Genomic DNA, 25,571 nt, shown 5'->3' with positions numbered 1-25,571 from the left:
CCCCTTATAGTTTTTTGCACCTCTACGCAAAAGCCCGGCTTGGGAGTATCTTTCGTAATCGTGAGGAACTCCCTAAAAGAGTTCCTCGTTTTGAGGGGTTGAATGAACATCCTTCTGCTCTCGATGCCTGATTCGTTCGAGCACATGCCCACCGTGGCGATCCGCATGCCCAATGGTGCGCTCACCTCGCTAGCCGGCAATGTTGACGGTCATCATCGTGTCGCGGTGGCCGACCTGATTCTTGTTCAAAAAGAGGTGCGCTCGACTGTAGAACGACTTATTGGTGAGATCAAACCTGACTTGGTTGGGATGTCGGTAATGACATTCCAACGCAAGACCGCACTGAAGATCGCTGCTTTGATCCGATCACTCATACCGGATGTGCACATCGTCGTCGGCGGCTATGATCCAAGCCTCGCGCCGCAAGCTTACATGGACCTGGGATCAGGGGTGGACTTCATTGTGCACGGCGAAGGTGAAGTCACATTTCGGGAATTAGTACGAGCCATTGAGAATGGCCGCAGCTTGTTCAACATCGCAGGCTTGTCCTATCGCTGCGAAGAGAAGTGGCACGAGAATCTCCCACGTTCTGTGCACAGTTTGGAGGATGGCGAAATCCGATTGCCGAATCGCAGAGCTCGCGTCCTTCACGGTTACACAATGCTGGGGCGCCAAGTAGACGTAATCGAGACATCGCGCGGATGCACCTTCGACTGCAGCTTCTGTTCGATCATACAGATGCGGGGACGCAACTTTCACACTTATTCATTTGATCGCGTGCTGGCTGATATCCGCGACGCCCGCGAACATGGGGCGCAGACACTCTTTCTGGTCGACGACAACATTACGCTGAATGTTCATCGTTTCGAGGAGCTGTGTAAAGCGATCGTTGCGGCTGATCTTGACGACGTCGAGTACATCGTTCAGGGCATGACTTCAGCCATCGCGAATTATGGTGAAACGCTGGCTCCGCTCATGCGAAAAGCCGGATTCAAGTACGTCTTTTTGGGAATTGAGAACATTCTTGAGGACGATCTTCAGTTTCTCCGCGCCAGCTCGAAGAACATCATGCGCGACAAGGGAAAGAAGGTTGGGAACGCGACGCTGCAAGCTATCGACTATATCCATCGCAACAAGATGTACGTAGTTGGTGGACTGATCGTCGGAAATCCCAATGATACGCGCGAATCCGTCGAGGCGAACTTGAGCTTTGCCCGACGCTACATCGATTGGCCATACATTCAGCATCCCACACCGTATCCCGGCACACCGATGACCGAAGACTTTCGCCAGCGCCAGCTCATCATCAACGATCATGTTGAGGAGTACGACGGCACCACCGCCATCGTACGATCAGAGAAGTTGGAAGCGGAAGAGATTGAATTTCTGCGTTGGCGTGCAGAACGATGGATGAAGGCTGCCCACTTTCCAGTCGCGCTATTCCGCAATCCGAAGTTCGTCTTGCGGCAAGGTAGAAAAATGCTCGCTCACACATTCCGCGGATGCACTCTGAAAACCGTCCTGGGATTGGAAGATGAGCGGCAGGCCTTCCAGCGCTACCGTGCGATTCGACGAGCCGAACGCGCCTACGTGTAGAAGACGTTCTGCCCGTGCCGCGCGCTAAAACTGAAATCTAGAGCTGATCTCATCATCTAAAGGACTTACAACACTAGATCTTATGGAATCTCGTCGTGATATCTCATGATACAGGTGAGATATCTCATCCGGTCTCACCGTGATTTCATGAGATATCACATTCATCTCATCTCCGCGCGTTCTGCCAATTCCCATTTCGAGACACGGCGAGGCCTTTCACATTCTCTTGGTGCGACGAAACGCGGCGAAAGTCAATATGAAACTGCGGATCAGTGTGGATGGGAGCTAGTCGGTCCTCGTGCCGGCTTCAAGTGAGACGAGACTTACATTGCGATGTCCTGCCGCTAGTTTTTTGGCCGCAGCTTCGTATTTCGGATCTTTGTAAACCTGTGCGGCTTCCAGCAATGGCGCTGCAATCTCATCCGGACGCATATTCTCAATCTGCCTATAGGGCCACTGCTTCTCTCCCATGGCATAAGGGAGAAGATAATCGAGGGCCTTTCGTATACTCCGGCCATCGGCGGTCTGGAAGTGCCATAAGTCAACCCCGACTTGATCAGCGAGGGTAGCCAGCTCGGTGAGAGCACGCAAATTGAACGCGCTATATCCAAAGGATTTTGTGCGTGCAAGTTCAAGTGGCTGCCTGCCATCGGGTTCAATTTGAGTTGCGATGCGCTTCTGGGCAGCTTTGCCTGCGATCTCATGAGCCAGATCGCGATGTCCAACGAACAAAGCGAAGTCAACGACCTGAACGTCGTAAAAGCTGCCGTGGTTATTCTTGGCATTTGATTCGTCTTGTCCATGCTTGCTCGTTTGCAGCCAGTCGAGGAAGCTCTCAAACCATTTTCTCAGTCCAGATTGATCCTCAGTCTTCCAACTGCTGGAACCTTCTAACAACCCGGCAGCATCCACGACCGCTGTAAGCCCGTGCGTTTCGATAATGCCGATTCCGCGGCCAGTGTTCACGCCGCGTATCCCCTGAGCAAATTCCAGATTGGGATTCATTTTCGTTTTCGGATCGAGAAACCAGGTGCGCAACAGCAAGGCTGCCCGCGCAGCGTAGTCTTCATTGCCAGTAAGGTAATAGGCAAGCGCGAGTGCGCGCGTGGCATTGCACATCTTGCTCATGTTTTCGTGGTCGGCGATCTGCTTGATCTCGGGATTGCGCTCGCCATCGCGGCGAATGTACGGCAACCGATTGGGGGTATCTGGATTCGGCCAGAAGTACGGAGCGAGGCTCATGTAATCGTGTTTGTCGCCGCTGGAAGGAGTCGCATTCTTCTGCATTACAGAGAATGGGCCTTCGCTCATGGCTTTGTCGGCCTCAGCGCGCGCGGCTCGAACTACATCACTTCGCTTGTCAGCGTGAACCTGGGCGGATTGACGCTCCTGCTGGAGCACTCTGGCGTTGAGCAAGAAGACTCTCGAGAGTTTGACATCAGCAGGCACTTGAAGAATTAGGACTAAAAACAAAGTCAGAAAGTACATGATCGATTCCGTGGTTCCGGCCGCCCTCGGCCGGGACGCTGCTCAAGAGTTCTATGATGCTCGGGTAAAACAAGCCACGTGCAGACGCGACGCATGGTCCTTACAACGCATTAGCTTGTTAAGCCGTGTACCGGCCGAGGGCGGCCGGAACCACACAATCTGAAAGCTTACTGTGCATCTAAAGCCATCAGCGTCTCAAGCAAATAGTACTGCCCGTAAATCAGCATGCCGTCCGCTGGACGCGTGCCGCTGCCGTGTCGCAAGATTCCTGGAGGTGAATTATCTCCCGGATATGCGGGAGTCAAATAGCGATCAATTAGGGAATGTGTAATGCGATCGGCCTGACTGCGGTAAAGCTGAGCCTTTTCTCCATTTTGCATGAGGCCTGCGAGTTGCAGCAATCCTCCCGCTGCGATCGCAGCGGCCGATGAATCCCGATTTCGGAACATTACGCCTTCATCGTAGAAGTCATACCAGGGAACGCCATCTTCCGGCAGCTCCGAAAGAATGTAGTCGGCAACTTTCTGCGCAGTCGCGAGCAGACGCGGATCGTGACTCTCGCGATAGGCCGTCGCGAAGCCATACAGTGCCCAGGCTGTTCCCCGTGACCAGCTCGTCTCCCACGAGTATCCCTGATGTGTGTGGTAGAAGACACGCTCGCCTGGCTTTGCGTCGTTGGGAAAGGCAAACGGCTGGTCGGGACTGGCTCCGCCTCCATGCAAACGAAACTCTTGCCGATTGTCACCGGGATTGTAGTGGACCGACTGGATCACGGATCCATCCGGCCGAATGAACCAGTCAGCGGTCCGCAAGGCATGTTTGAGTCCGACATCTTTATATTTGGAATTACCGGTTTCACGGCTCGCCCACCACAAAAGCTGGAGGTTCATCATCGTATCGATGATGGAGTCGTCTCCGTTTTTTCCCCAGGCGGGAATCAGCTCCGTGGTTGGGTTGTACATATCAAGGAGGTGATCTGCGCCGCGAATCGCGCTGTCTCGGAGCTTTTGATCATGAATCAGCTGATAACCGGCCACGGACGAATAGAAGTAAAGGAAGCCAGTATCGTGATTCTGCTGCGCTTCCTTCCCCAACATTGGGGATGTCCAAAGCTCCGCCCATCGGCGATATTTCTCGTCGTGAGTGCGCGCATACATCTTCCACAGTTCACCTACCCAGAACCCACCAGTCCAGAAGAATCCTTTCTGGGTTTTCCATTCTCCCGTTTGGTTGTTGCCATCCGTAAAGAATCCGGAACCCGTCGAGGCGCCGACGATGGCAATCTGATCCAGCTTAAGATCGTTCTTGTGTTTTTCCGCAGTGCGATCTATCTCCTTCTGGAGGAGATCTATTGCTTGCTTGTATGTGCGTGAGCTTGGCGGATGCAGGGTATCGGCTGGCGCCGACTGCAGTTCTGGTGAACTAGAGAGAATCTTCACCGTCGCCGGGGACTTCATCCGTGCAGCGATGTCCTTCACCGTCGCCAGGAGTTGATCCTGATTTTTGATTGCATCCACTCCGGCTACGCGAGCGACATGCTCGCGCGGTTCGCGTGCTCCGACCACGGGTACAGGATTATTACTGCCTTCCTGGTCCCATGCGGCGAGAGAGTACCAACTGGCAGCTCCATTCTTCAGCGGGAAGGTGAACAGATAATCTTTGCTGTCCTTATTGGGAATGGCTTCGGAGCCGGGAGCCATGATAATGGCTAATCCTAAATTGGTTCCGCGCAAAATTGGAGAGACTGCTTTATTTCCGCCTTCGACCGCCTGTTCTCCCCACATTGCGAGCCATAATGGATCATCATCAGCTCGCGAGCGAACTTCAGGAATTCCCTGCTGCTGAGTGAGGCCAGTGGCGAGAGTCAGATCGCCGGCATCTGTGGATGTGACAGTCTGAAGAAAGCCGCGCTCACCAGCCCACTGTGTCGCACGCACGCGCAGGTTCACGCTCTTACCCGCGATCCTCCACCCTTGATAAGTAAGCTCCACGATCGCGCGTACCGGACCGGTAGAAATGATGCGCCAACTGCGATTGTCCACCTCAGAGATGTGCTGCGCCTCTCCATTTACCCATGCGCCGGGAGCGCCGATGCCGAGCGCGTCGGCCACCAGGTAGATGTCGCGGCCGTCGGGCGAGTAGTTGTGGTAGATGTATCCAGGAGTGGCGTAGCGTTCCAGTTGCAAAGTGGGACGTGGCTTGCCGTAAAGATCAATGGCATTGCGCTTGTCGAAGTAAAGACGAAACGACTCTCGCTTCGACTCCCAGCCCATACCATCAATCTTCTTCGTGAAGACAGCGTTGGTTTGGGGCTCGTAGTCACCTCGCAAACGAAAGATGCGATCCGGCGGGCCCCAGGTGATTGTCACGATTCGCGTCTGATGAGGCCGCAGATCGATCTGGAAGGCCAGCTCGTCGGGCTTCAGGTCGCCGTCGATATCGTCGACCTGCGAGGGGAGCTCCTGGGTACGCAACGCCGCCGCATCTTCTGCAACTGTGCTTGCGTCTGTGGCCGTCACGATATGTGAGCCAATGTAGATATCCGGCGCGACTTTTCGCAGCTCAGCCACCGAAAGGACGATGTTTTCGGCTGAACGATTCTGATCGGTTGGATTGGTGATCGCGATTTTGATGCATTTCAGATGAGGTTCCGCCCAAAGTGGGCCGATGACGCAGAACAATGCTGCGCAAAGCCAGGGAGCTTTCTTGAGTTTCATTCTCTTCGGTCTTTGAATACGAATCAGACACTCACACAGCCGTCAGCGCTGGCTTCTCCGCCTCGCGTGTCTGCCGGACAATAGCTAGATATTTTTTTGCGAGTTCAGTGATCTGTCCTGTGTCGCCAGTGTTAAGGGCTGCGGGCAGAATTAACTCGCCACCGACTCCGAGCGCGGCTGCTCCAGCGCGGATAAAGTCGGCGGCGGTATTCAGATTCACGCCGCCAGTGGGTACCAGCGGAATCTGTGGAAGTGGGCCACGCAACGATTTCAAATAACTTGCTCCTCCGACAGCGCTTGCAGGAAAAATTTTGACGAAATCTGCTCCACCTTTCCATGCGGCGATTACTTCTGTGGGCGTGAGCGCTCCCGCCATGATGACTTTGCCGGCATCATTTGCAGCTTTGACAGTCGCAAGATCGAAACCGGGAGTCACCAGGAACTCCGCGCCCGCCTCGAAACACTGGCGAGCAGCATCTGCATCCAGCACTGTACCGGCTCCGACGAGCACCTCATTCCCAAGGTTCTTCACAAGCTGTCTAATTGCATCAAGAGCGCCGGGCACGGTCATCGTCACTTCTAGAATGGTGATGCCACCAGCCGCTACTGCGTCCGCCGCCGCCAAAGCTTTTTTCGCAGACGCTGCCCGGATCACCGGAACGATTCCCACTTCCCGTACTCGTGCGCGAACCTGTTCCCTGGTCATTTTCTATTTGGCCTCAGCTTCAATAACCGCTGGCTCCAGTCCCGGGACCAGCAGGTGGATAACGAGCAGTGCAGACAAATATGCAGAACCCGCAATAAGCATAAGTAGTGAATAGCTGTGTGTGTATTGAAGGTGATAACCAGTGAAGCTGGCAATGCACATTCCCCCTACAGCACCTCCAAAACCTCCAATGCCAACCACTGAACCGATGGCACGGCGCGGAAACATGTCGGACGCCGTGGTGAATATGTTGGCCGACCATCCCTGATGCGCGGCCGTTGCCAAACTGAACAGCGCAACCTGGGGCCACAAACCAGTTAAGTGGGGAATGAACACTACTGGGACCACACACAACGCGCAAATCAGCATGGCGGTCTTACGCGCTCTGTTCGCGCTCCAGCCTCGCTTGAGGAGGCTGGATGAAAGCCAGCCTCCAGAAATACTGCCAACATCAGCCGCAAGATAAATGACTACTATCGGCGGGCCGAGTTTGGTCAAAGTCAGGCCATGAGCTGAGGCGAAGAACTTTGCCAGCCAGAACAGATAAAACCACCAGATTGGGTCCGTCATGAACTTACCAATCGCGAATGCCCATGTCTGACGGTGCCGCAACAAGTGCGCCCAAGCAATCTGCGTGGTCGGTTCGACTGGTTCACTCAGGATGTATTGGAGCTCACTAGCGGAGATTCGCGAGTGCTCCTGCGGACGCCGGTAAAGCACAAGCCACAGAAGCAGCCAGGTTGCGCTAAAAAATCCGGTGAACAGAAAAGCCCAACGCCAACCAAGGTTCACTGCAATCCACGGAACCGTAAGCGGCGCAACGATGGCTCCTACATTGGTCCCAGAGTTGAAGATGCCGGTCGCGAGCGCTCGTTCCTTTTTTGGGAACCACTCAGTAACGGTTTTTATCGCAGCCGGAAAGTTACCGGATTCGCCCAAGCCCAAAAATCCACGAGCAACAGCGAATCCAAATGCGGAATTCGCTAATGCATGCCCCATAGCCGCGAGGCTCCAGATGCAGATGGAAATTGCATACCCCAGGCGCGTCCCCAGTCGGTCCATAAACCGGCCCATGAGGAGCAGTCCCAGCGCGTACGTGGTTTGAAACGTGGTGACGATATAGCCGTACTGGATCTCATTCCAACGAAAAATTTTCTGCAGGTCCGGCGCGAGCAGGCCGAGTACCTGTCGATCCATATAGTTGATGGTGGTCGCAAAGAACAGCAGAGCGCAGATACCCCAGCGATAATTCCCGCCAGCACTGGCTTGAACGGCGGCCCCAACCGATGGCGGCGCGTACGCTGACTGATCAACCTTCGTCTGATGCAACTCGCGCTCCTTTATGTGTTGCCGCTTTCACCTGCCCATCCAACCACCATCAACAACCAGAACGTGACCGTGAACGTAATCACTTGCTCGAGATGCAAGGAATACGGCAGCTCCACAGATATCAGCCGGCTCTCCCCATCGCTGCGCCGGAATTCGCTCGAGAATCTGGCGATTGCGTGTCCCATCTCTCTGTAGAGCAGCCGTATTATCCGTACGCATGTAACCAGGCGCGACGGCATTCACGTTTATTCCCTGCGATGCCCATTCATTGGCCAAAGCTTTCGTTAACTGCGCCACGGCTCCTTTTGAGGCAGCGTAAGCCGGTACTGTGATGCCTCCCTGAAAAGCCAGCAGCGAGGCGATGTTCACGATCTTTCCGCCAGACCGCCTCGCAATGAATGATTTGCCCGCAGTCTGGCATAGTTTCCAGAGCGAATTCAGATTCACTTGGAGGACAGTCGTCCAATCCGCATCGCTGTAGTCCACCGCGTTAGCACGGCGAATGGTCCCGGCATTATTGACAACGATGTCTACTGGCGCAAGTTGCTGCGCCTTCTCAAACAGAGTCTCTGCCGCTCCCGCCTGCGCCAAATCAGCTTGAATTCCTGTTGCCCGCCGCCCGAGCCTCTCGATCGTCTTACAGGTTGCCTGCGGAGAACGGGAATTGCCGTGACAAACGACGTCGGCTCCGGCTTCCGCAAGCGCGATTGCCATTGCTGCACCGAGCCCGGCTGATGCCCCAGTGATTAGTGCCGTTTTGCCGTCAAGTCTAAATTGTTCGAGGATCAATTTACTTTCTGCTCGCCTCGAGCCCTGAACCCGACTGACTGAACTCCGGCTGTACGTTCACGACGCCAAATTGCCGATCTTCCTTCTCCCGGTGCGCAGCCATCGCCCACAGGAACCCAATGCGATGTCCAGGCGCGGCCACGTTGGGATGATAGCCGCGCGGCATCAAGACCGCGTCGCCATCGCGCACGATCGTGGCTAACTCCGGCTCTTTCGTGTCGGTATAAACAAACTGAATGCCGAATCCCGGCGGAGGCATGTGTGTGTATACGTACATTTCCTCCAGCATTGCGGCGTGCTCATGCGGAGGCCAGCTCGTCCAGTTACCCGGTTCCGAAATGGTAAGACCTGCGAGGAGACGCCCCGCCTGGACATTCTTTCCGATCAGAATATTGAGATCGCGAGTGGTGGCCGCTCCGCCTGCCGTGAAATGGAGCGATTTGTCGTTTTTCACATCGGAATAGCGCACGATGTGAAGTGGATACTTCTGGTCCACCTCCGCTGAGAATTCCGCAATGTCCGCCGAGCTCTGAGTTTCAAGACTAATAGCTGAGCCGCGCGGAATGTATACGGAATCCCGTTCCCCTAAACTGAACCGTTCCGAACCAACTGTGACGTGAACTTCTCCCGACAGACAAATGAACGCAGTTTCCTGCTTCCCATTGTCAAACTGCACTTTCGGGGTGCTCTTGTCCAGGATGATTCGCGCGTAGCACAGATGCTTCATCGTGCTATTCGCCGGAGTAATGAAGACTTTGCGGCCTTTGTGCGCATTGGTCCTGCGAAAGACATTGCCCTCACGAGTGACCGGCTCATCAAAGATCTGGGGCTGAGTGCTCATGATTCCTGCTCCGCTGACGGCGTGAAGAGCTGCCGCGAATAGAGATTGCGAACGAGCCGTACCGCGCGAGTGCGAGTTCACGCTATATAGCCCGTTCGTTTCCGGCCTCCATTATCCGGTTAGATGAATGGAAACCGCTACCGAGTCGTCAAAGGCCGTGCATGGTGAACTTCCGTTCAACAGGCTTTCCATTGGCGGGATTGTGCCCTGCTGGTGTTTTGAACCGCACGAACGCATTTGAATCAGACTTATTTTCCATGTACCGCATTGCAGTACGTCGTATCGCCTTAATAAATGGGCACACAAAAACTCGGCTCTCGCCGAGTTCTGCCCAACTTAAGCCCTAATTTCTTGAGCCTGGACTACCTGGCTCATACTTCCAGCAATTGCCGCTGGAATTGTCCGCATTCCTAATTCTCTCGACAGCGCGTGGGCTACATTGACAATCGATTGTGCCACCATGGGAATCTTCTCGGCTGTCATGCGAAATGTCGGACCTGAAACGCTGATTGCTGCTATCGGATGCTGCCCGAATCCCCACACCGGGCAGCCGACACAGCAAACGCCCTCTTCGTTCTCTTCATTGTCGACTGCATATCCCAGTTTGCGAACCTTTGCCAACTCAGCACGCAGCTCGAGCATGTTGCTAAGGGTCTTACGCGTGAGCTGGCGAAAGCCGTGCTTCTGGGCGGCGATTTCAACCTGTGCCTCCGGCAGAAACGCCATCATTGCCTTGCCAACCGAGGTGCAATAAGCCGGATTTCGCCTTCCAACGCTCGACGCCAAGCGCACGCTGCGCGCGGGTTCCACCTTGTCGAGGTACACGACCTCGCCATCATCGTAAACACAAAGGTGGACTGTCTCGCCGGTGTCGAGAACCGCGCGTTCAAGATATGGACGCGCGCGCTCGCGCAGATCGAGTTGGCCAATAGCCTTGGTACCAAGCTCAAAGAGCTTCAGGCCGAGCCGATACTTGCCGGTGTTTGAATTTTTTTCGATGAGGCGATGGCGCTCGAGCACCATGATCAGGCGGTGTGCCGTGCTCTTGTGCAACTTCAACATCTCGGAAATTTGCATGAGCGTGAGATCCGGTCCCTGATGGGAGAGAACCTCCAGCAAGGCCAACGCCCGGTCCACTACCTGGATTTGGTAAGGAGATCGGGAATCCCGCTTTGTCTTAGTATGTGACACGGCGACTCATTATATGGGAGGAAGAACTGCAGTCAAGCCATATGGGAGGAAGAATTGCAGTCAAGCCGAAACTTGCTGTATTTTGTTGCTGAAAACGAGCCGCCGGGCGCCTTTTCAGTTATAGACAAGATGCTCTTCACTTGCGAGCCGCAACCACTCCGCTTGGCCCTGCGCTCTTGCGCAATTGTTCGTTCATGATCAGGAAAGCGCCCATCCCGTGAAGATCGTTTGTTTTGCGCGCTCTGCCCAAATAAAAATCGAGATCTCCGACATTAGTTCCTTCACAGATGTTTGGCATCTCGATCGTTGTATCCGGATTTCGCGTGATGCTTGCCAGCACGCCGCGATACCCCTTCTGCGCGAATTTCTCATAATCCTTGCTGACGTATCCGCGCTCCACCGCGCGCGAGATCGTGTACGTGTACATCGCTGAACTGGAAGTCTCGAGCCAATTGTCGGGCACGTCTCCGCGGTTGACGACTTCAAACCAGAGACCGGTCTGCGCGTCCTGATACTTCGCATACGCTTTCACCAGTTGTTGGAGCTGCGCAATGAGTGCGGGGCGCTGCGGATGGTCATTCGGCAGCATGTCAAGGATGTCTACCGTTGCCACACCGTACCAACCCATGGCTCTCGCCCAGAATTCGGGAGAATGATGGGTTACAGGATCTGCCCAGGGCTGCTGGCCGCTTTCGTCATAGGCGTGGAACATCAGTCCCGTTTTGGGATCATTCTGATGTTTCGCGTAGAGCAGAATCTGCTTGGTAGCCTCGTCGTCAGCGTACTGGCTGTCGTTAAAAGTTTGCCCATAACGAACCAGCAGCGGCATGGACATAAAAATTCCGTCGAGCCATGTCTGCCATTGCCGAGTGCTTCCATGCCAGAATGCGCCTTCTTTGGTGCGTGGATACGTATCGAAGCGCTCACGAATTTGGGTCGCAGCCCGTTTATAGCGATCGTCTTTGGTTTCGCGGTAAAGAATCACGAACAGATTTCCTGCCATCATAGAATCCAGGTTGTCGAGTCCGTGCTTCAGTTTGCCGTCGGCGTCGATGTACGAGTCGACCCAGCCCTTGATGAAATCGAGATACGCAGGATTCCCAGTGCGCTTGTAGACGAGGTATTCGCCGTAGAGAAAGAGTCCGCGTTGGTACGACCATGGGCCAAAGTCCGCTGGATTCTGATAGGGACCTGTGATGGTCTTGATAGCTGCGACTGAATAGTCGAAATCTGCCGGCGCGGGCAGTCTGCTGAAATCAGTTGGATTTCTCTTCAGCGGCGCATAACTCTTTTCGAAATTGTTGCGCGAATTCTGGATCGTAAACGATCCGTCAGCTTGCGCCACCAGCTTGAAGTAGTTTGCTTCGGAGTCGTTCACGTTCGCAATCAGATTCTCTGCGCTGTTGTGAGCTTTGTCGGAATCCATCGCATAGTGAAGCTGCCAAAGATCTTCAACCCCGGGGGTTTCGTGCACTGTTTGCCATGCCTGAGGGCTGCCGCCCTTGTGAGGACCGTTATTCATGATGGCCACGCGCGGATGGATGGCTCGCACCAGCGCCTTCGAGTTCGATTGATCGAGGCCATGATGGCTCACGAGAAAGACATCGACTCTTCCGATGGGATTATTTGGGCAAACCATGGCGATTTCCGCCTTCTTAGTGAGGTCACCCAGATCCAGGAATCGGAACTTGCCATAAGTGACGAGCACGCCGAGAGAAGCCGAATTCTCGGTTGGATCTTCAGGGGGCGCAGGCTCAGAGGCGCAGAACGAGTTTGATTGTCCACCGCCTGGCAGAGGATGATTGATGTGCTGCCGCGCCGCAGTAAGCACCTGGACATCGATTCCGGACATAGGAATCCGATCACTAGGCTTTACAGTCAAGCGCTTACCGTGCATTTTCGAAATTACAGCGAGATACTCGTTATATCCAGTCCGCGTTTGATCGGCATCCTCCATGTTGTCGCCATGGTCAATGAAGTTTGCGATCTTGATTCGATCTGCGAGCTGAGAGACACCTCCGACATGATCGCGATGGTAGTGCGTGATCACTAGGTAATCGATCTGCTGGACTCCAGCCAGCTTTGTCGCCGCAATGATGCGATCGGCGTCCCTGCCTTCGAATCCCGGCCAACCGGTATCGACCAACATGGATTGACCTGAGGGACTCACGAGCAGCGTCGCTTGGCCGCCTTCAACGTCGAGTGAGTAGATTTGAAGCGCCTTGCCTGGCGTCTGTGCGGCAAGGTATGACAAGAAAAGTAGAACAAGCAGAAGTGGCAGTCTTGCCTGGCTGTGAACTCGCATTTTTTTGCCCATAAGAAGTGATGTGTGAACCTGCTAAGGATTTTTCACCTTCACTACGAAATACAACAGCGTACCCTCCACATCTTTCATCCAATGCGGAATGCCTGCAGGAATCACAGCCACATCTCCAGCGGAGAGCCGCCGTGTTTCGCCTCCCTCAATCGAGTCGCCGCGTGGTTCGTCAGGATTCGTCGCTTTTTCGCCGATCACCCTTCCACCAGTAACCAAATTCGTGCTGCCCTGCACAATGTAGAAGACGTCGGTATAACTGCGATGTATCTCAACGTTTCCGGATTCTGTGCGGTGAGCAGTCATCACTCTGTAATTGTTTTCCGTGGCGAGCGTGCCGCCTTTGGCAAACGATGCCGAAACATCGTCTTTGGAGAAGTACTTCACATTTCCACTGGCAGAGGGCTGAACCGTCGCGCTAGGCTTTTCCGAGCTGGCGCCTTGAGCGAGGGCCATAACGCCGGCTGTCAGCAACGCCAAAATTCCGCTTACGTGAGACACGCTCATATGCATTGATCTGACTCTCCTGAGGATTTCACAGCACAAAATGACGAATTGATTCCAAACAGCAAGAGAGTGTACGGAATCTTCCAAATAAAATCTTCAACAAAGCTGTAGAAATCCCGCAATACGAGATAGGCACTCATGGTCCAATCAGCGGAGATTCGCGTCCCCTACCACGAACTTATCGATGTGCTCGCCCGCATCTTAATGAAGGTGGGATTCACCGGGGATCGCGCCCGTCGCGCTGCCGGCCTGTTTGCCGATGCGAGTCGCGACGGAGTGTATTCCCACGGCGTGAATCGTTTTCTGCGATTCCTACGCGCACTGCGCAGCGGAATCGTGGATCCGCAAGCCACACCAGTACTGATGTCACCATTTGGAGCGCTCGAGCGGTGGGACGGACGTTTGGGTCCGGGCATGTTGAACGCGCAGCAGTGCATGGATCGTGCAATCACGCTGAGTCGTACCCATGGCATCGGCTGCGTGGCCCTTGCGAATACCAATCACTGGATGCGCGGTGGGAATTACGGATGGCAGGCTGCAGATGCGGGCGTAATCGGCATCTGCTGGACGAATACGATGCCTAATCTGCCGCCCTGGGGTGCTAGCGACCCTCGACTGGGCAACAATCCGGTGATCATTGCAGTTCCGCGCAGGGAAGGTCACATCGTCCTCGACATGGCTATGTCGCAATTTTCTTATGGAGCGATCGAATCGTATCGGCTTAAGGGAGAGAGGTTGCCAGTGCCGGGCGGTTTCACTGTGGAGGGCGAGTTGACCAGCGATCCCGCAGCGATCGAAAAATCCTACAGACCATTGCCGATCGGCTACTGGAAAGGATCGGGACTCGCGTTGATGCTCGACCTGCTCGCCAGCTCGCTTTCTGGAGGCAAGGCTACACACGAGATCCCAGGCGACCCGGAACAGGAAACGCGCCTCTCCCAAGTGTTCATCGCCATTGATCCTGCTTCGATTGGTTCAGCGGAAAAAGTAAATGAAATAGCAGATGCCATCGTCGAGGATCTGCATCGGGCGAAGAACAAGGGAGAGCCCGTGCGCTATCCAGGCGAACAGGTGCTGAAGACGCGCGGCGAGAATCTTGCGCAGGGCATACCTGTGAATCCCAACATCTGGAGCGACATTCAGCGGCTTTAGGAAGAATGGCAGGGTTGTGCCACTCTGGTCCGTCGGTCAGTGCTATCGAAGAATCTTTGCTATAACTCCTGCGAACGTGCGACAAATATAGTTGCGGTCACTTTTGGGACGACTGAATGGAGCGAAGAAAGCAGCAACGCCGAAAAGGGCAAAGGCGCGCAGCACGCGACCGTCGTTTGAGACCTGCTTATAGTGGCCCGGAGCATCGTGTGGCTGATCGCCGCAGCGGTCTTGATCGCCGCAAGCTCGACATGATCGTGGACTATCAGGTTCAATCGATTCCTATTCTGCGCTGTTCGGGGCGTATCACGATCGGTGATACCGTCACCTACTTTTCTTCCAAATGCCTGGAGATGATGCAGCGAGGACGTCCGACTTTTGCCCTCGATCTAAGCGGCATCAACCACATCGACAGCACCGGGATCGGGAGGCTTGCCTCCCATTTGACCTCTGCCCGAACGCGCGGCGGTGACCTGAAGCTGGTTTCCCCATCGCGTAAGGTCGAAAGTGTGCTGCGAACCACCTGCTTGTACGATCTCTTTCACATATTTTCGAGTGCTCAGGAATTGGCGGAGTTCAGCACGGTCCATCGCTGACGACGGAAGCGACTGGATCAGGAAATTGGCGGATAATAGTGAGAACTATGTCCATCGCCAGCCCGCGTGCGCACAATCTGTTGTCGATACAGAACTTCACTTCCGAACTCCGGAAATTCGATCCTTCAAGTTTTGAGCACGTCCATGTCGTGCAGTCCTTTTTGCGCGAGCATCCAGTTGACCCCAAGACACTTTCCCCATATCTCGCCTGGGACTGGCAGCACTACACTCGAAACCTCATCGACAAGAGCAGTCTCTATGAATTAGTCGCGATCTGCTGGGAAGTTGGGCAGGGGAGTTCGATTCATAATCATCGTGATCAGAATTGTTGGATGGCAGCGCCGATCGGCGCTTTGAGGGTTCAAAACTATCGAGTGCTTGCACAGGATATTGACGCCGGCACATGCAGGATCGAGCCCACTGACACTTTGGAAATGAATCAGAGCAATCCCGTCGCCGTCGATCCGAAAGAACCTGTTCATCGAGTCTACAATCCGGCCGAACTAAAGCAGCGTGCCGTGAGCTTGCACATTTATTCACGTCCTTTTGATACTTGTGTGGTCTACTCAGATCAGCAAGGCACTTGCGGCGTCATCAAGCTCCACTACACGACGCAGTACGGTCATTGACTTGGTCTGCGTGAGCTGGAAAGTCAGCTTGCGGTATCATTAGTGCTTTATCCCAAATTGGAACCAAGCGCTATTTTCCCGGGATAAGAGGCGGTCCGCATGCAACCGACAAATTCACTTGAACGTATGTAGAAGGATCGGTAGAGTGTTCTTGATGATCACCTCTGGTCACACTCCGCAATCGTCCGGCACGCACCACGAACCAAACCTCTACGCAAAATAATTCCTACAAGATTTAGGGAACATTTTCGTTCCACTTCCGTCTCACTAATTAGGCCGATTCAATCGATAGGAGTAGCTGTCTCATGGAGGATTCATTGCAATTGAACCTGGAAATCCTTGCAGAACAGGGAATCGCACTCATCCGTTGCCGCGGAAAATTGAAGTTCGGAAAAGAGTCTCAAGTATTAAAGGAATGTGTCGATAGTATGCTCTCGCAATTTTCGATTTGCGTGTTGAGTCTCACGGCCATTCAGCAGATTGATGCACGCGGATTGGGGACCCTGGTTGCCTGTGTGGAGAAAGCGCGTTCCCTCGGCTGCCTGTTGTTGATTGGCGGAGCCTCGGAGGTTGTTCGCGATCTGCTTCGAATTACGAAACTGAACACCGTGTTTGAAATTTATTCGTCTGAGTTCGACGCGATGCAAGCTTGCGGGCAAGCCGCATGAATTCATGGTAAAGGTTCGCAGCCGGGCGACTTGACAGCTCGCATTCGTCGTTTGAGAATTCGCGGGTGTCTTTCAGCGCCAGGCTTGCCGAAATTGTGCTGCCGGATAGTGACGGCCTGCAGGTAAAGTTAAGCACCCTGTGGGTCGACAATCCGGCAGTGATTGTCTTCCTGCGCCACTATGGCTGAATTTTCTGCCGTGAGCACATTGCGCAGTTGAGCGCAAATCAGCAGGCATTCGTCTCAAGGGGAGCACGCCTGGCATCGATCGGCCTCGGCGATATGAACTATGCCCGTCTTTTTCGGGAGGAAACCGCCATCACCTTTCCGTTACTAGTCGACGAGCGGCATGAAGCCTACGACGCAGCTCAGCTACAGCGAGCGTCAGTATTGCATCTACTTCGTAAGGACAACGCGATTGCCCGCAAACGTGCAAGAGAAGCTGGATATCGTCAGCACCGTTTTGGAAAAAATCCTTTTCAACTCGGAGGCAGCTTCGTCTTCGGGCCCGGCAATGTTGATCACTACACCCACATCAATAAGACTTTCAGCGATAATGCTCCTATTCCCGAATTACTAGCGGCTCTTCCGTAGTTTTTTCTTTATATACCGACGGAAATAAGCAAGAGGCCGGCGCCGCCTTCTGTTCTTTATTTGCCTCCCCTGTTCTCTGTCCCCTGTTCTCTGTCTTTTATCTTCTGTAAGCTATGCCGCATGCAAACTGCCCTGCTCAGAGTTGTTCTGATTCTCATCTGTGCTTTACCGGTTCGCGCAGCGACCTTTTCAGTTGGGACCGCGAGCGCGGACTCTGGTCAAAAGGCGACCGGCTATCTTGAAGTGCCGGCCGGATCGGATGCTGCCACGAGCATTCCTGTAATCGTAGTAAATGGAAGCAAGCCGGGTCCCATTTTGGCGCTTGTCTCCGGAGCGCACGGCACAGAGTACGCATCCATCATCGCGCTGGAGAAGGTTATCCAGACCATCGATCCCACGCAACTTTCAGGAAAGCTGATCATCGTTCCGCTCGTGAATCTTGGATCCTTCGAGAAGAAAGTGCCTCACGTAAATCCCATTGACGGCAAGAGCATGAACCGCTTTTATCCTGGCAATCCGAACGGCACGCAAACCGAACGCGCATCCTGGCTGATCACTGAGGAGGTAGTCGAAAAATGCGACTACCTGATTGACCTGCATGGCGGAGACCTCGACGAGAGTCTGCGTCCATATTCCTATTGGTCCAAAACAGGAAACGAGAAGCTCGACGCAGCTTCGCGCGGAATGGTGCTCGCCTTCGGCCTTGATCACATCATCGTAGTAACCGATCGGCCGAAAGACCCCCATGCATCGCGCTATCTTGACAGCACGGCCAGCACTCGTGGCAAACCTGCGATTGCTGTTGAAGCCGGCTACTCGGGGACTACAGAACCCGAAGACGTGCAGAAGCTCGTCGATGGCTGTTACAACGTGATGCGAAATCTGAGAATGCTCGCGGGCGAGGCGACGCCCGTCGAGAGGCCCGTCTGGATTGGAAGAGTCTCCAGTGTCACCAGCCCGAACGCAGGCTTCTTTTATCCACTTGTGAGGCGCGGCACCTACGTAGCTGAAGGAATGAAGATCGGCTACGTGACCGACTATTTCGGCAAAACAGTATGGGAAGTGCGGGCGCCCACATCAGGTGTGGTTCTCTACATCTGCTCTGTGCCCTCGATGAAGAAAGACGATAACGTCGCGAATATCGGCCAAATAACAACAGAGCCATGATCGAGCGAATGGGCAGTTCCTAGCGGTGCTGATGGCTGGGAGTCTTCCGAAAATCGGCTGATTACTTTGAAAGCTGTGAGGACGGATACTCCTTGATCAAAGGTTGTGACAAGAGGTCGATGCTTCGGTCACTGTCGTCGTAATCGGACAGAGACGTTTCGTCTCGGCCTGATTTGCCGCCAAGGAAATTCAGCAAAACAGTGAACGCAGCAGCGATCGCCAGATTCAGCGCCAACGCATTTACGGCGGCGTAGGAGGAGAGGGTCACACCTGCAAGATGCAAGGGAAATACAGCCGTGAGTTTCTGGGAGATCACCATTGCCGTTCCGGCGACCATGCCTGCTGCCCATCCAGCCAGCAGCGCTCCTGAAATGAACCAGCGTGTGAACAATCCGAAGATCACCGTAGGAAGTGTTTGCACGATCCAGATCCCGCCGAGCAATTGCAGATTGATCGCATATTGGGTTGGAAGGAAAAGTACAAACAGAAGACCGGCTACGCTGAGCAGAAGCGAGAGCAGCTTTGCCAGCCGCGTTTCTTCGCGTTGGGAGAGATCGCGCCACAGATATTCGCGGCAAATGTTGCGCGTGAACAGACTGGCCGCAGCGATTGACATGATGGCTGCGGGGACCAGAGCTCCCACCGCAATCGCAGCAAAGGAGAATCCTGCGAACCACGAAGGAAAAATCTTCACGAACAGTGCTGGAACCACGTAGCTCGATGAGCTAACCGAAACTCCCGCAGCCAGTGCTCCGTAGCCGAGCAGAGCCAGCATTCCCAATAAGAGACTATAGGCCGGCATCAGAGCCGAATTTCTTTTGATGACCGCTGCGCTCGACGAGCTGAGCACGGCCGTGATGCTGTGTGGATATAGGAACAAGGCCAATGACGATCCGAGAACCAGCGTCGAGAACGGCAGGTACTGCCCCGGCCGCAGCACGAGCGACGCGGGATTGGGCCGGTTTCCAAGCGCCGCGGCGGCGGAGTGGAAGATATTTTCGTATCCGCCCAGTCTTAGCGGGAGCCAGATAATCGCGGCCAGAACGACAATGTAGATCATCACGTCCTTGATGAACGCGATACTCGCCGGAGCGCGCAGCCCTCCCGTGTAGGTGTAACCAAGAAGCAGCGCAAAGGCGATTACAAGCGGCAGTTGTCCCATCCAGCCGTTCCCACTCAAGCCTAAGGCACCAACCGAGACCTGGATTCCAATCAACTGCAGGGCGATGTACGGAACGGTTGCGAGAATTCCGGTGACCGCGATCGCCAAAGCGAGCCAGTGATCACCATATCTTCCACGCACGAAGTCAGCCGCAGTGACGTAGTGATGCTTCCTGCAGACGGCCCAAAGACGAGGCATCGTGAGATACGCGAAGGCAAATGACACGGTGCTGTACGGCAGCGCGAAGAATCCGGGTGCGCCTGTGCCATAGACCAAAGCTGGGACCGCGATGATCGTGTACGCGGTGAAGAGATCGCCGCCCAGCAGGAACCAGGTAATGATGGTTCCGAACCTGCGCCCGGCGAGGCCCCATTCTTCAAGTAGATTGAGATCACCTCGTTTCCAGCGGGTCGCCATAAATGCGACCGCGCTGATGATGATGAGAAAAAATATGAAGACCGAAACAGCGGTCCAGTCCAGAGTCGCTTTCATCGGCCGCTCTTCCGGTAGACGAGAAATGTGATAGCGGCGCTGAGCGGGATCCAGAGAAACTGATACCAGTAGAAGAAGGGAAAGCCCCAGATAACCGGAGTCGTGCGCGAATACAGCGGGGTACACAGCAGCGCGATAAAAGGAATCGCGAGCAGCAGGAGCCACTTCCGATTTGTTTGGCGAGCCATCGGCACTGCCAAAGATACTGGCAATTCTGATTTTTGTGGAGAGGTATTACAGCGAGGATTGAATTCGCCTGGGCAGAAAAAAGCCGGGAATTAACGGGTTCCCGGCGTCAAAGTTTTGCTGAATCGCGATCAGAAATCGTGGAAGTCGAGTTCGCGAGGCTCGCCGTTCTCATCGAAGAGGTCGGCAGGATTGGGCGCGGCCGCACCGGCAGTCGCGGTCGAATTGGGTTCCAGCTTGCGATCGGCCTTCTTCTTCGCTTTCTCTATCTGTCTCTCGCGCCTGGCACGTTCTCTTTCGCGCTTTTTGAATGTCTGGCTTACGGCCATGGAATAGTCCTCCAATCAAATGAATGTAAAAACGAATCGACGCGCTACCCCGCGGAATCAGGATCTAAACAGCGCCCAATGATCCCGCGGTTTTAGGCTGAGAGGCGCCACGCAGCCGAAGGCGGCCGCAGCTCTTCAATTCAGCCCCCGATTCATTCTAGCCTGCTGCGTAACGTTGCAGTACTTCGCCCGGCAGTCTCACCATCTTTGATCCTGGCATGACGGCAGGCGTTCCCTGTACTACTACAGGTCCTGAACGCTCCTCGGCGGCAAGTTCTCCGTCGACGCGCACCCGCTCAATTTTGAGTCCCAGCGTGCGCTCGATGGCGCGGAAATCAGAGCGGTCCTGATGAGCCACAAACACCGAGGCAGTCCCGGTGGCGCCGATACGACCGGTGCGGCCGACACGGTGGATCAAATCCTCTGCAAGCTGCGGCAATTCGTAATTGATTACGTGTGCGACCGCGTCCACGTGAATCCCCCGTGAAGCTACATCGGTCGCGACAAGAATCGGAACCGCCCCATTCTGGAAATCCGCCAACGCGGCATTGCGCTGCGACTGCGATCGGTCACCATGCAGCATCCCGGCCGCAAGACCTGCTTTGCGGAGCTGACGCGTGAGCCGGTCGGCTCCACGCTTCGTGCGCACGAAGACCAGGCAACGCCCATCCTCCTCGCTCAGCAGCCGCTGCAAGAGAGCTAGCCGCTGGTTGGACGCAACTTCGAAGGCCTGCAGCTTCACGCTCGCGGCAGGTTTCGAGGTGGAACCAAATGCGATGCGCAGCGGATTCTGCACGAAGTCTCCGACGATGTGCGCAACCGCCGGATCAAGCGTCGCCGAGAAACACAGTGTTTGCCGAGTCTTCGGCAGTGTTTCTGCAATCCGTCGGATCGCGGGCAAAAAGCCCATGTCGAGCATGCGATCGGCTTCGTCGAGCACCAGCACTTGGACATCGCCGAGCTTTACCAGCCGGCGGCGGAGGAAATCCTCGAGCCTACCGGGCGTGGCAATTACGAACTGCGCAGTTTTGAGTGCTGCGATCTGCTGACGTTCGGAGGCGCCGCCAATCACCAGAGCCCCCTTGCGCAGCTTTCGGCCGCGCAGTTGATCGAACTGTTGTTCCACCTGAATTGCCAGTTCCCGAGTTGGGACTAATACCAGCGCATGAATCCCTGCGCCGCGAGTCTGGAGCAAGCGTTCCGCTATCGGAATCAGGAATGCGAGCGTCTTTCCCGTTCCAGTCTGAGCTGTGGCGAGTAGGTCTTTGCCGGTCAATGCGGCAGGGATCGCGCTGCTTTGTACGGGAGTTGAGGTATGGAAGTTGTTGGTTGAGAGCTGCTCCTGAACATACTTCGAGATAGGGAGCTCAGAAAATTGTGGAGTCAATATGTCTTCTTTCTTCAGAGTACAGGGTCAAGGGCGGGCACGGAGGCTCCGGCATCCTCGACAATGGACGTTGCGGCTGCCGGTGCTACCGGCAAAGATTGTCCGCTGATGGCTTCAAGAGCCTGGTTAATTGTTAGATGCATGCCAATTGAACTTCGGACCATGGTTCGGGCAGAAGATGAGGCGAGATGACAAAGCTCAAAGCGGTTCGCAACTTTGTCGTTGGCGCGAAACACAAGATCGGAACGCATAAGCGTCTCCTTGCGGCACAACGTGCGCCGGAGGGAGGACCCTCCGGCCTGAAATGTGGTGAGATGCGAATTAAAGGGCGCGAACTTCTTCGGCTTGAAGACCCTTCTGACCCTTGGTCACTTTGAACTCCACGCGCTGGCCTTCGGCCAGACTGCGGAAGCCGTTGGCCTGGATGGCGGAGTGATGAACGAAAACGTCCTCACCGCTCTCTCGCTGGATAAAACCAAAACCCTTGGCATCGTTAAACCACTTCACTGTTCCTTGTTCCATTGATAGATACACTTCTTTCGTTAACTGAATTTACGTTGAATTGATGCGGAAGTTACAACTGGCAGGAACTGCGTTTCAGGCGGGACCGTGCTCAAACGTCCGTGTCGAATTGAACGTGAGACTAGTATAGCACAGGTGCTGATCCCTTCCAAAAACTGCTATTGCAAGGACATCGCGACGATGTTCTGGAAGGATCGCGCAATCCGCCGCTCGAGCGCCGCTCCCTTTTCCGGAAGCATCACTTTGCTGAGGACACCTTCGTTACGTTTATAAAGCAACACCTCGGACCGCTTTGCACGCGTCCGATACAGAGCTAAAACATCATCATTCAAGGCTACGACATGAAACATGGGAACTCTCTCCTCACAAAAAATTTGCTGAACAACTAGCTGCAGACCGTGGGAGCGATCACCGCATTCTGTCTGAGCTTCATGCTGCCAAAGGAGGCTTTCCTGAATCCTTCCTTCGATGGCGCGCCGCGCATTGTGATCGGCATTTGGAGGAGTTCTCTTCTGCATCGATCGAGCGTTGCCATGGCTTGCCAGAGGTCGACTGTTCCACGCATCCTCCTGCCCGGACCGCCAACTACGCGGCTCGAAAAGATGTAGAACGCGGCATGCTGCAAGATCCGAATTGCATCATTGTTGGTCATTGCAGTTTTCATCTCTACGGGGGAGAGGGGCACGGCTGCTGCCATGGAATAAGCCCTTTGCAATCAATGTATTCGACTGTTTTTGGCAGTGAAAGACTGTCTTAATTTTGGACAGTGTTCCAGATTCTGGACAGCGAACCAGGCATCCGCAAGCTCAGGAGTTTGGTGTGAGGCATTCAGGAGCCCTTTGCTGAGCTTCCTTCCGGGACCTCGTCAAGTAAATTATAAAGCGTGGATCTGCTGATTCCCAGAATTTCGGCAGCCCGCAGCTTGTTTCCACCAACCATCTCCAGGACACGACGAGCATGGTTTCGCTCGACCTGCTGCAGTGACATCATTGGGGAGTCGACCTCCGAAGCTTCCCGACGGAGAAGTTCAGAAGGAAGATGGCAGGTGTCGATCATGGGCCCTTCGGACATCATGCACGCATTCCCAATGACGTTCTCCAATTCGCGTATGTTTCCCGGCCAGTAATATCGCGATAGAACGTTCTGCGCGCGCCGGCTAATGCCGCCAATGTTTTTGCCGTATTCAGCGGCAAACTTCTCGACGAAATGCCGCTGCAGCAACGGTAGATCCTCTTTACGTTCAGCAAGCACGGGAAGCTTGATCTCCACGATCGAGAGCCGGTAATACAAGTCTTCGCGAAAACGCTTCTCACGAACTTCCTGTTTCAGATCGCGGTTCGTCGCAGCGACAATCCTCACATCCAGCTTTCGCGCCACAGGCGAACCTACGCGTTGAATCTCGTGTGATTGCAGAACGCGAAGCAGCTTAGCCTGAAGGCTTGGGGAGGTTTCCCCGATCTCGTCCAGAAAGACCGTGCCTCCATTCGCATGCTCAAACAGCCCCAGTTTGTCCTGATTGGCTCCGGTAAAGGCACCTTTGACGTATCCAAACCACTCGCTTTCGGCAAGGCTTTCAGGGACGCCGGCGCAGTTACAAACTACGAACGGACCACGCGCGACCGGCGACATCTGATGCAAGGCCCGCGCCACCAACTCTTTCCCGGTTCCGGAAGGACCGCCGACAAGAACAGTCCGGAAATGCGGAGCAATGCGGCGCAAGGTAGAGAACACCTCGAGCATTCGTGGACTCCGAGCCACCATCCCCTCAAATTTGAAAGATGAGACAAGTTCCCCGTCCAACTGGAAGGTCTCGCGCTTGACTTTCATCTCTTCGATCAACTTGCCCACGCGCGCGCGAAGATCGGCGATGGAAATCGGCTTTGTAAGATAATCGGCGGCTCCCTTTTGAATCGCCTCCACCGCCGAAGAGGTAGAGTAATCACCCGTGAACAGAAACACTTCAATCGCAGAATCAAAATTCACCACCATCTCCAGAAGCTGCATGCCACCGATTTTTGGCATGTTCAGATCAAGGAAAACAATCTGCGGCCGTTTTTGCCTAATGAGATCCAGCCCTACTTCGGGATCTGTCGTGGTCAATACGCGCAGATCCATGTCAGTAAAGACGTCGGTGAGTAAATCAAGGGTTCCCTGCTCATCGTCCACAACGACGACGAGCGGCTGGCGGGCATCTGGCACTGGTTCAGGAACTCCTTCCCTGGGGAAAGCCGCTGGAATCAGCAGTGGCTGCAGTCACCTTCTTGTTGCCAGGACCAAGGCGTGCCAGTTGATAGTAGGGCCTGCACGCGGGCGTTGTCGAGGTGTAACAGTGATGCACAGTTACCAAAATGGAACAGATTTCAATCCTGCGGAGCCGCTGTTCCAAAGTGGCACCCGATTCAAGGAACTACACTCGATGATCCAAGCACCTGATTCAAGACGCTGGCAGATGGCTCTAAGTAGCCGGGTTCTCATCATCACGGGCGCCGGGCTTTCAGCCGACAGCGGGCTCCAGACCTTCCGCGGAACTGGAGGCTTGTGGCGAAGCTACAATCCAACGGCCTTGGCCACGCCCGAAGCCTTTGCGCGCGATCCGAAGCTGGTCTGGGAGTGGTATCAGTGGCGCAGAGAAGAGGCGCGCAAGGCAGAACCAAACGCAGGTCACATGGCCATTGCTCAGCTAGCGGCTCGCAATCAGGACTGCCTCGTCGTCACGCAGAATGTGGATGACCTGCACGAGCGCGCTGGAACTCCAGTGAATCGCCTAGTACACGTTCACGGCGATTTATTCCTGAATCGATGCGTGGATTGCGCCTATTCAGATCGTGAACGTATTGCCTCATCAGAGCTGCCTCCAAAATGCCCACAGTGCGGAAATTCCTTATTGCGTCCAGGCGTCGTCTGGTTCGGAGAATCGCTCAACTCAACAGTGATCGAAAACGTCACAAATTTTCTTCGTCGCACCGAATCCGGTTTGGTGCTCGTAGTCGGCACAACCGCAACTTTTTCGTACATCATCGATTGGGCGCTGCGTGCCAGGCGCGCCGGAGGACTGCTGGTAGAAGTCAATCCTGAAGAGACAGAACTCTCTGCAGCAGCCGATATCGCATATCGCAAACGTGCTGCAGATGTGTTGCCGGCACTGCTGAGCGCCTAAGCTGCTGCCGTACAGTCGCTCAGGAGCCTGGAACCTCAGCAGCCCGGAAGCTG

At 54.6% G+C, this 25,571-nt stretch carries 25 protein-coding genes and 1 pseudogene; 8 read left to right on the top strand and 18 right to left on the bottom strand.

Annotation, left to right across the window (positions count from 1 at the left end; all coding sequences use genetic code 11):
- The first annotated feature begins 102 nt into the window (after positions 1-102).
- Positions 103-1,596: a B12-binding domain-containing radical SAM protein gene (locus tag DMG62_14070; protein ID PYY22397.1), complete on the top strand. Its 1,494-nt coding sequence runs from the start codon at positions 103-105 to the stop codon at positions 1,594-1,596.
- Between the two features lie 285 nt (positions 1,597-1,881).
- Here the strand turns inward: DMG62_14070 and DMG62_14065 are convergent, their stop codons facing one another.
- The 9 genes and pseudogenes from DMG62_14065 to DMG62_14025 all read right to left on the bottom strand — a co-directional run bounded on the left by DMG62_14065 (position 1,882) and on the right by DMG62_14025 (position 13,484).
- On the bottom strand, positions 1,882-3,084 hold the full coding sequence (locus DMG62_14065) for a hypothetical protein (protein PYY22396.1): 1,203 nt from the start codon (positions 3,082-3,084) through the stop codon (positions 1,882-1,884).
- Positions 3,085-3,251: 167 nt separating this feature from the next.
- On the bottom strand, positions 3,252-5,801 hold the full coding sequence (locus tag DMG62_14060) for a hypothetical protein (protein ID PYY22395.1): 2,550 nt from the start codon (positions 5,799-5,801) through the stop codon (positions 3,252-3,254).
- A gap of 31 nt (positions 5,802-5,832) precedes the next feature.
- Positions 5,833-6,507 (bottom strand): 2-dehydro-3-deoxyphosphogluconate aldolase, encoded by a 675-nt coding sequence (locus tag DMG62_14055; protein PYY22394.1) that lies wholly within the window; start codon positions 6,505-6,507, stop codon positions 5,833-5,835.
- 3 nt (positions 6,508-6,510) lie between these two features.
- Complete coding sequence (locus DMG62_14050; protein ID PYY22393.1) at positions 6,511-7,836, bottom strand: MFS transporter; 1,326 nt, start codon at positions 7,834-7,836, stop codon at positions 6,511-6,513.
- Positions 7,837-7,863: 27 nt separating this feature from the next.
- Complete coding sequence (kduD, locus tag DMG62_14045) at positions 7,864-8,625, bottom strand: 2-deoxy-D-gluconate 3-dehydrogenase (protein ID PYY22392.1); 762 nt, start codon at positions 8,623-8,625, stop codon at positions 7,864-7,866.
- 1 nt (position 8,626) lies between these two features.
- Complete coding sequence (locus DMG62_14040; protein ID PYY22412.1) at positions 8,627-9,466, bottom strand: hypothetical protein; 840 nt, start codon at positions 9,464-9,466, stop codon at positions 8,627-8,629.
- Positions 9,467-9,802: 336 nt separating this feature from the next.
- Positions 9,803-10,657 carry an IclR family transcriptional regulator gene (locus DMG62_14035; protein PYY22391.1) on the bottom strand — a complete coding sequence of 285 codons (855 nt, stop codon included), beginning with the start codon at positions 10,655-10,657 and terminating at the stop codon, positions 9,803-9,805.
- A gap of 1,282 nt (positions 10,658-11,939) precedes the next feature.
- Positions 11,940-12,974 (bottom strand): annotated as a pseudogene (locus tag DMG62_14030) (MBL fold metallo-hydrolase).
- A gap of 21 nt (positions 12,975-12,995) precedes the next feature.
- Positions 12,996-13,484 carry a hypothetical protein gene (locus tag DMG62_14025; GenBank protein ID PYY22390.1) on the bottom strand — a complete coding sequence of 163 codons (489 nt, stop codon included), beginning with the start codon at positions 13,482-13,484 and terminating at the stop codon, positions 12,996-12,998.
- A 132-nt stretch (positions 13,485-13,616) separates the two neighbouring features.
- Here DMG62_14025 and DMG62_14020 point away from each other — a divergent pair, with 132 nt between their 5' ends.
- From DMG62_14020 to DMG62_13995, 6 genes are all read left to right on the top strand, one after another.
- Positions 13,617-14,630 (top strand): 3-dehydro-L-gulonate 2-dehydrogenase, encoded by a 1,014-nt coding sequence (locus DMG62_14020; GenBank protein PYY22389.1) that lies wholly within the window; start codon positions 13,617-13,619, stop codon positions 14,628-14,630.
- Positions 14,631-14,746: 116 nt separating this feature from the next.
- Positions 14,747-15,226 carry a hypothetical protein gene (locus tag DMG62_14015; GenBank protein ID PYY22388.1) on the top strand — a complete coding sequence of 160 codons (480 nt, stop codon included), beginning with the start codon at positions 14,747-14,749 and terminating at the stop codon, positions 15,224-15,226.
- Positions 15,227-15,273: 47 nt separating this feature from the next.
- Positions 15,274-15,855 (top strand): hypothetical protein, encoded by a 582-nt coding sequence (locus DMG62_14010; GenBank protein ID PYY22387.1) that lies wholly within the window; start codon positions 15,274-15,276, stop codon positions 15,853-15,855.
- Positions 15,856-16,160: 305 nt separating this feature from the next.
- Complete coding sequence (locus DMG62_14005) at positions 16,161-16,523, top strand: hypothetical protein (protein ID PYY22386.1); 363 nt, start codon at positions 16,161-16,163, stop codon at positions 16,521-16,523.
- 188 nt (positions 16,524-16,711) lie between these two features.
- On the top strand, positions 16,712-17,116 hold the full coding sequence (locus DMG62_14000; GenBank protein ID PYY22385.1) for a hypothetical protein: 405 nt from the start codon (positions 16,712-16,714) through the stop codon (positions 17,114-17,116).
- 120 nt (positions 17,117-17,236) lie between these two features.
- Positions 17,237-18,283, top strand: coding sequence for a succinylglutamate desuccinylase (locus DMG62_13995; protein PYY22384.1), 1,047 nt, complete (start codon positions 17,237-17,239; stop codon positions 18,281-18,283).
- 61 nt (positions 18,284-18,344) lie between these two features.
- Here DMG62_13995 and DMG62_13990 read toward each other — a convergent pair whose 3' ends face one another.
- From DMG62_13990 to DMG62_13950, 9 genes are all read right to left on the bottom strand, one after another.
- Positions 18,345-19,937, bottom strand: coding sequence for a sodium:solute symporter (locus DMG62_13990; protein PYY22383.1), 1,593 nt, complete (start codon positions 19,935-19,937; stop codon positions 18,345-18,347).
- Entirely contained in the window at positions 19,934-20,125 is a 192-nt protein-coding gene (locus tag DMG62_13985; protein PYY22382.1) for a hypothetical protein, read from the bottom strand. Before DMG62_13985 ends, DMG62_13990 begins: the two co-directional genes overlap by 4 nt.
- A gap of 129 nt (positions 20,126-20,254) precedes the next feature.
- Positions 20,255-20,452, bottom strand: coding sequence for a hypothetical protein (locus DMG62_13980; GenBank protein ID PYY22381.1), 198 nt, complete (start codon positions 20,450-20,452; stop codon positions 20,255-20,257).
- Positions 20,453-20,609: 157 nt separating this feature from the next.
- Positions 20,610-21,839, bottom strand: coding sequence for an ATP-dependent helicase (locus DMG62_13975; protein ID PYY22380.1), 1,230 nt, complete (start codon positions 21,837-21,839; stop codon positions 20,610-20,612).
- 14 nt (positions 21,840-21,853) lie between these two features.
- Complete coding sequence (locus DMG62_13970) at positions 21,854-22,090, bottom strand: hypothetical protein (GenBank protein PYY22379.1); 237 nt, start codon at positions 22,088-22,090, stop codon at positions 21,854-21,856.
- Between the two features lie 70 nt (positions 22,091-22,160).
- The gene (locus tag DMG62_13965; GenBank protein ID PYY22378.1) at positions 22,161-22,361 is read right to left on the bottom strand and encodes a cold-shock protein; all 201 of its coding nucleotides are present in this window, start codon (positions 22,359-22,361) and stop codon (positions 22,161-22,163) included.
- A gap of 158 nt (positions 22,362-22,519) precedes the next feature.
- Complete coding sequence (locus tag DMG62_13960; protein ID PYY22377.1) at positions 22,520-22,711, bottom strand: hypothetical protein; 192 nt, start codon at positions 22,709-22,711, stop codon at positions 22,520-22,522.
- Positions 22,712-22,746: 35 nt separating this feature from the next.
- Positions 22,747-23,013 (bottom strand): hypothetical protein, encoded by a 267-nt coding sequence (locus tag DMG62_13955; GenBank protein ID PYY22376.1) that lies wholly within the window; start codon positions 23,011-23,013, stop codon positions 22,747-22,749.
- 176 nt (positions 23,014-23,189) lie between these two features.
- Complete coding sequence (locus tag DMG62_13950) at positions 23,190-24,599, bottom strand: sigma-54-dependent Fis family transcriptional regulator (protein ID PYY22375.1); 1,410 nt, start codon at positions 24,597-24,599, stop codon at positions 23,190-23,192.
- Here DMG62_13950 and DMG62_13945 point away from each other — a divergent pair.
- Positions 24,475-25,518 (top strand): hypothetical protein, encoded by a 1,044-nt coding sequence (locus DMG62_13945; GenBank protein PYY22374.1) that lies wholly within the window; start codon positions 24,475-24,477, stop codon positions 25,516-25,518. The genes DMG62_13950 and DMG62_13945 overlap by 125 nt on opposite strands.
- Positions 25,519-25,571: the final 53 nt, after the last annotated feature.

The organism is Acidobacteriota bacterium (assembly GCA_003225175.1).
In the GTDB taxonomy this organism is placed as follows: domain Bacteria; phylum Acidobacteriota; class Terriglobia; order Terriglobales; family Acidobacteriaceae; genus Gp1-AA112.
This window is presented reverse-complemented; position numbering and strand designations above follow the sequence as displayed.